This window comes from Vibrio sp. 10N.222.49.C9, assembly GCF_041474985.1.
In the GTDB taxonomy this organism is placed as follows: Bacteria; Pseudomonadota; Gammaproteobacteria; order Enterobacterales; family Vibrionaceae; genus Vibrio; species Vibrio crassostreae_C.
Genome location: NZ_JBFRVD010001402.1, coordinates 1 through 243 on the forward strand (window position 1 = coordinate 1; position 243 = coordinate 243).

1 protein-coding gene is annotated in these 243 nt (G+C 44.4%); it reads right to left on the reverse strand.

What is annotated here, in order from left to right; translation table 11 throughout:
- On the reverse strand, window positions 1-243 hold a 243-nt coding region (locus AB4585_RS28485), incomplete at both ends, for an efflux RND transporter permease subunit (protein WP_372172128.1).

Below are 243 nucleotides of genomic sequence, written 5' to 3' on the forward strand. Positions count from 1 at the left end.
AACAATAGATCGCCCAGAAGCGGAATCATGCCCAATGCTGTGGTCAATGCCCCCATAGAAATCGCCATGGTACGGTTCATGGTAGCTTCTTTTATCGCATCAGAGAGTTCAAGGCCGTTGCGCCTTTCAAGCTCAATTTGGTCCATCAATACAATGCCGTTTTTAATGATCATACTGGTCAAAGTAATTGCGCCTATTAGAGCCATAAATCCAAATGGCTTATCCAGTAACAGTAGTGAGCTG